The 208-nt window shown below is 47.6% G+C and carries 1 protein-coding gene; it reads right to left on the reverse strand.

Going from position 1 to position 208, the window contains the following annotated elements; all coding sequences use genetic code 11:
* The coding region (locus AX662_RS00190) for an SH3 domain-containing protein (RefSeq protein WP_197414649.1) at window positions 1-208 on the reverse strand (208 nt) is incomplete at both ends.

The following is a 208-nucleotide window of genomic DNA, read 5'->3' on the forward strand; positions in this document are numbered from 1 at the left end:
CTAATTCTGGGCTTGAAACTTTAGCTTCTGCCTTGATTGACGCACGACCTGTGAAAGTATAACGACCTGATTCTGGGAGACTTGGTTTTGTGGCTGGTTGACTTCCTTCTGCCTTGGCTGCGGCAATATCAACATAACGACGAGCACCGCTCACTGTCATGTATGAGAGCCATGTGTGACCATCGGCTGTGACAACCTTATCATAGTT

The sequence above is a fragment of the Streptococcus sp. CCH5-D3 genome, assembly GCF_001556435.1.
In the GTDB taxonomy this organism is placed as follows: domain Bacteria; phylum Bacillota; class Bacilli; order Lactobacillales; family Streptococcaceae; genus Streptococcus.